At 70.9% G+C, this 4,923-nt stretch carries 5 protein-coding genes; 4 read left to right on the top strand and 1 reads right to left on the bottom strand.

Going from position 1 to position 4,923, the window contains the following annotated elements:
• The 3 genes from AC07Z7_RS24785 to AC07Z7_RS24775 form a co-directional block, all read left to right on the top strand.
• Nucleotides 1-462, top strand: a 462-nt coding sequence (locus tag AC07Z7_RS24785) for an amidase family protein (protein WP_494768005.1), incomplete at its 5' end; no start/stop codon positions are given.
• 53 nt (nucleotides 463-515) lie between these two features.
• Complete coding sequence (locus AC07Z7_RS24780; protein ID WP_494768004.1) at nucleotides 516-1,748, top strand: FAD-dependent oxidoreductase; 1,233 nt, start codon at nucleotides 516-518, stop codon at nucleotides 1,746-1,748.
• Between the two features lie 81 nt (nucleotides 1,749-1,829).
• Nucleotides 1,830-3,359, top strand: a complete 1,530-nt coding sequence (locus tag AC07Z7_RS24775; RefSeq protein WP_494768003.1) for an NAD(P)H-hydrate dehydratase — start codon at nucleotides 1,830-1,832, stop codon at nucleotides 3,357-3,359.
• 6 nt (nucleotides 3,360-3,365) lie between these two features.
• Here AC07Z7_RS24775 and AC07Z7_RS24770 read toward each other — a convergent pair whose 3' ends face one another.
• The gene (locus AC07Z7_RS24770; protein WP_494768002.1) at nucleotides 3,366-4,115 is read right to left on the bottom strand and encodes a helix-turn-helix transcriptional regulator; all 750 of its coding nucleotides are present in this window, start codon (nucleotides 4,113-4,115) and stop codon (nucleotides 3,366-3,368) included.
• Between the two features lie 110 nt (nucleotides 4,116-4,225).
• Here AC07Z7_RS24770 and AC07Z7_RS24765 point away from each other — a divergent pair.
• Nucleotides 4,226-4,923: alpha/beta fold hydrolase (locus AC07Z7_RS24765; RefSeq protein ID WP_494768001.1), on the top strand; the 698-nt coding region annotated here is incomplete at its 3' end.

The raw sequence follows: 4,923 nt of genomic DNA, 5'->3' as shown, positions 1-4,923 counted from the left end.
GCCTACGCCTGGCACCGCGCGCTGCTGCAGCGCGCGGGCGACCGCTACGACCCCCGCGTGCGCATGCGCATCGAAAAAGGCGCCACGCTGATGGCCTGGGAATACATCGACCTGCTGCAGGCGCGCCAGCAATGGATCGCCCGCATGCTCGCCGACATGGCGCCCTACGACGCCCTGCTCTCGCCCACCGTGCCCATCCTGGCACCGCTCCTGGCCGATGTCGCCCCCGCAGAATGCATGGACAAAGCCCAGGACGCCGCCCGCGACGCCGAATTCTTCCGCGTCAACAACCTGCTGCTGCGCAACACCAGCGTGGTCAACCTGCTGGACGGCTGCGCGCTGTCGCTGCCTTGCCATGCAGCGGGGGAACTCCCGGTGGGCCTGATGGTCTGGCACGGGGCCTTGCGGGACGACACCGTGCTCAACGTGGGCCTGCAGATCGAACAAACACTACAAAAATAATAGCTGCTCGCGCTTTACCAACAGGCGCAAGAGGCCAAAAACACCCAAATTTCATGAAGATTGCCATCGTGGGCGCCGGAATTGTCGGCGTCACCACCGCGTACGAGCTGGCCAGCGACGGCCACGAAGTCACCGTTTTTGAACAACGCAGCGCCGCCGCAGAAGAAGCCAGCTTTGCCACAGCAGGCCTGCTCGCCCCCCACCTGCTCAGCCCCTGGGCCGTGCCCGGATTCGGCCACGCCCTGCGGCTGATGGGGCCACACGCCACGCTGCGGCTTTCCGGCGGGCTGAGCCGGGCCAACTGGGCCTGGCTCAGCCGCTGGCGCAGCGCCACACACGCCAGCAGCGCCCCCGCGGCGGCGCTGGAGCGCCTGGCGCAATACAGCCAAAGCCGGCTACAGGCCCTGGCCCAACGGCACGAACTCGACTTTGAGGCCAGCGTAGGCCGCCTGGTGCTGCTGCGCACGGAACAAGAATGCGCCCAGATCCAGCCCGCCCTGCAGGTGCTGCGCGACAGCGGCGTGGCCCTGCGCGAAGTGGATGCCGACATCGCACGCCAGATCGAGCCCGGCCTGTCGCCCGAGGCGCCGCTGGCCGGTGCCATCCACCTGCCCGATGCCCGCGCTGGCAACTGCCGCCTGTTTGCGCAGCTGCTGCGCCAGGGCACGCAGGGCTCGGGCGTGCACTTTGCCTTCAACACCCGCATCGATCGCATCGGGACCACCCCGGTCGGCGTGGTAGTGCAGGGCGAGAGCGACCTGCGGCGTTTTGATGCCGTGGTGCTGTGCGCCGGCACGGCCTCGGCCGCGCTGCTGCCCGCGCTGGGTATGCGCCTGCCCATGGCGGCGGTGTATGGCTACTCCGTCAGCGCCCCACTGCGCGAATCCACCCATGCCCCCCAGGCCAGCGTGGTGGATGTGGCCCAGCAGATCTCCATGACGCGCCTGGGCCAGCGTGTGCGCATTGCGGGCGGCGCCGAACTGGCGGGTGCCGACGCCGAGCACCACGCCGCTACGCTGCAGCGCCTGTACCGCACGCTCAACGACTGGTTCCCGGGCGCTGCGCAGCTCTCGTCCGGCGTGCAGGTCTGGCGGGGCGCACGCCCCCTGCTGCCCGACGGAGCCCCGGTGGTGGGCGCCAGCGGCGTGCCGGGCCTGTGGCTCAACACCGGCCACGGCGCCGGGGGCTGGGCACTGGCCTGCGGCAGCGCGCGGGCCCTGGCGGACCTGATGGCACAGCGAGCGCCCGAGGTGCCGCTGGACGGCCTGGGCATGCGGCAGTTCTGACGCAGGCGCGTTGTCGCCCCCGGGGTGGCGACGCACAATGGCAGGCGCACGGCATGGCGCCGTGCAGCACCTGCCGCCACCATGCACCGCATCACCCCCCACCAACCCCACCCGCTGTTCCACACCGCCGCCACCCGCCGCATCGAGCAGGCGGCGGCGGCCACCCTGCCCCCGCACACCCTGATGCAGCGTGCGGGCCTGGCCGTGGCGCAACTGGCCCAGGCCCTGGCGCCCCACGCGCGCACGGTCTGGATTGCCTGCGGCCCCGGCAACAACGGCGGCGACGGGCTGGAGGCCGCCATGCACCTGCAGCGCAGTGGCCGCCAGGTGGTGGTGACCTGGCTCGGCCAGCCCGACAAGGCTCCGGCGGACGCAAAAGCATCATGGCAACGCGCCCTGGCTGCGGGCGTGGCGTGGGCCGACACGCCCCCCGCCGACCTGGGCCCGCAGGATCTGTGCATTGACGCGCTGCTGGGCATCGGCGTGTCCTCATCGCCCCACGCCCCCATCCGCGTGCCCGATGCGCGACTGCGGGCCTGCCAACACGCCCTGCAGCACACCCCGGCGCCCGTGCTGGCGGTGGACCTGCCCAGCGGGCTGGATGCCGACACCGGCCAGTTTGCAGCGGGCTTTGCACCCCAGGTTGTGCAGCATCACCATCCACACACGCCAAACCCGGCACGCCACACGCTGAGCCTGCTGACCCTCAAGCCCGGCCTGTTCACCGCCGCCGGGCGCGACGCTGCGGGCCAGGTGTGGTGGGACGACCTGGGCGCCCACCCCGGGCACGAGCCGCCCACGGCCTGGCTCTGCGGCCCGCCACTGCCCGCGCCGCGCGCCCACGCCAGCCACAAAGGCAGCTTTGGCGACGTGGCCGTGGTGGGTGGCGAGGGCCTGTCAGCGCGCGGCATGGGCATGGCGGGTGCCGCCCTGCTCGCGGCATCGGCCGCTCTGCACAACGGTGCAGGCCGGGTGCTGGTGGCCCTGCTCGACAGCGGCCACCAGGAGCTCGACGCGCAGCAGCCCGAGCTGATGTTCCGCCGCTTCGATGCGCTGGCACTGGAACAGCTCACCATGGTCTGCGGCTGCGGCGGCGGCCAAGCCATCGCACGCGTGCTCCCCGAGGTCATCCCCCGCGCCGCGCGCCTGGTGCTGGATGCCGATGCACTCAACACCATCGCTGCCGAAGCCGCCCTGCACGCGCTGGTGGTGGCGCGCGGCCAGCATGGGCAACCCACGGTCATCACCCCCCACCCGCTGGAGGCTGCCCGCCTGCTGGGCCTGACCACCGCCGAGGTCCAGGCCGACCGGCTGGATGCCGCGCAACAACTCGCCGACCAATTCAACTGCGTGGCTGTGCTCAAGGGTTCGGGCACCGTGATTGCCGCACCGGGCCGCGTCCCCGCCATCAACCCCACGGGCAATGCGCGGCTGGCCACGGCGGGCACGGGCGATGTGCTGGCGGGCATGGTGGGCGCACATCTGGCCGCTGGTGCCAGCGCGCTGCGCGCTGCGAGCGAAGCGGTGTACCAGCATGGCCAGGCCGCAGATGTATGGTCAGCGGGCCGCGCCCTGACCGCCAGCGCGCTGGCGCGGCGTGTAGGCGGGTGATGCGCTTTATGCAATCAGCGTGACCTGCTTGAGCGGTTTGAGCACGCTCGACGGCGTCATGCCAAAGGTCTGGCGGAACATGCGGCTGAAATGCGCCGAGTCCGCAAAGTCGCCGTGCAGCGCCGCATCCGTCAGGCGCGGGCTGGCTGCCAGCCCGGCCATGGCCAGCCGCACCTGCGACCACACGCGGTAGCTGCGCAGGCTCACGCCCATTTCAGCGCGGAACAAGTGGTTGAAGCGGGAGGCCGACAGCTGTGCCGCAGACGCCAGCCCCGCCCGGGCCAGGCGCCCCTGCTCGTGCTGCGGGCGGCGCAGGGCGTGCAGGCTGTGGGCCACGCGCGGGTCCAGCGGGGGCGCCGCCCGCAGCAGGTGGCGGTGCAGCAGGGCCGGTAGATCGAAGGCACGCAAATGGCCTTCCATGGCCGCACGCGCCCCCACCGGCGCCGCCACATCCAGCAGCACCCCACCCTGCCGCTGGAACACGCTGCGCAGGCCGCGCGCCTCTTGCGAATCCGGCTCCAGGTACACCAGTGCCACCACCTCGCCGCAGGGGTCGAAGAGATGCTCCACCCCGGCATCCACCAGCGCGCTGTGGCAGGTCTCCATCAGCCCCGCGCCCCAGTGCAGTGCAAACCGGCCCGAGAGCCCCATCAGCAGCACGGGCGACGCATGGCAATGCCAGCCTGTGGCCGGGATCTCGCCCGTATACAGCGCGCGGTCAGCGCCCAGCGTCAGGGTGTTCTTGCGCTGCGGCATAGCCCAAACCTACAAGTCTTGCGGCACGGTTGTCGGTAGCCTTGGTCGGCCCCGGCGCGCGCCCACAGCGCAGCACCACGGCACCCCATCGTTCTATTGGAGACTGGTTCTTGAAACGCATTGCCTTCATTTCTGTTGCTGCCGCCCTCGCCATTGGCGGCGTGGGTTTCTACTACGGCGCGCCGTCGCTGCTGAAGGAGCCCCTGCTTCACCTCAACCGCAGCCTCGCGGGCATGGAAGAAAAAACCATCACTGCCGCGCTGCACACCGTCCACTACCTGGACAGCGGTGCGCCCTCCCAACCGGCGCCCAGCAACCCAGGCGCCACGCCCCTGGTGCTGCTGCACGGCATTTTTGCGGAGAAGGACCATTGGGTGGATTTTGCGCGCCCCCTTACCGGCCAGTACCGGGTGGTTGCCCCAGACTTCCCCGGTTTTGGCGAGAGCACGCGGCTGGAGGATCAGCCCTATGACTACGCCGCCCACACCCAGCGCCTGGGCGCGTTGCTGGACGCGCTGGGCATCGAAAAGGCCCACCTCGCGGGCAACTCCATGGGCGGCACCATCGCCGCGCTGTTTGCGCTGCGGCATCCCGAGCGCGTGGCCAGCGTGGCTTTCATCGGCGCGCCCCATGGCATCCGCTCGCCCAAGCCCAGCACCATGGACCGGCGTATCGACGCAGGCCAGCGCCCGCTGGTCGCCCACGACGCCGCAGCCTTCCGCGCCATGATGGACCTGGTGTTTGAAAGACGCCCCTTCCTGCCCTACCCCATCCTGCACGCCACCGAGCAGGCAGCGCTGGGCAACGC

The sequence above is a fragment of the Acidovorax sp. GW101-11A03 genome, assembly GCF_059424825.1.
Note: the sequence above shows the minus strand (reverse complement) of the source record. Positions and strands in the feature narration are given on the sequence as shown.

Coding starts and splice junctions, on each gene's coding strand:
- AC07Z7_RS24775 (WP_494768003.1), top strand. CDS start 1,830: ATGCACCGCATCACCCCCCACCAACCCCACCCGCTGTTCCACACCGCC.
- AC07Z7_RS24780 (WP_494768004.1), top strand. CDS start 516: ATGAAGATTGCCATCGTGGGCGCCGGAATTGTCGGCGTCACCACCGCG.
- AC07Z7_RS24770 (WP_494768002.1), bottom strand. CDS start 4,115: ATGCCGCAGCGCAAGAACACCCTGACGCTGGGCGCTGACCGCGCGCTG.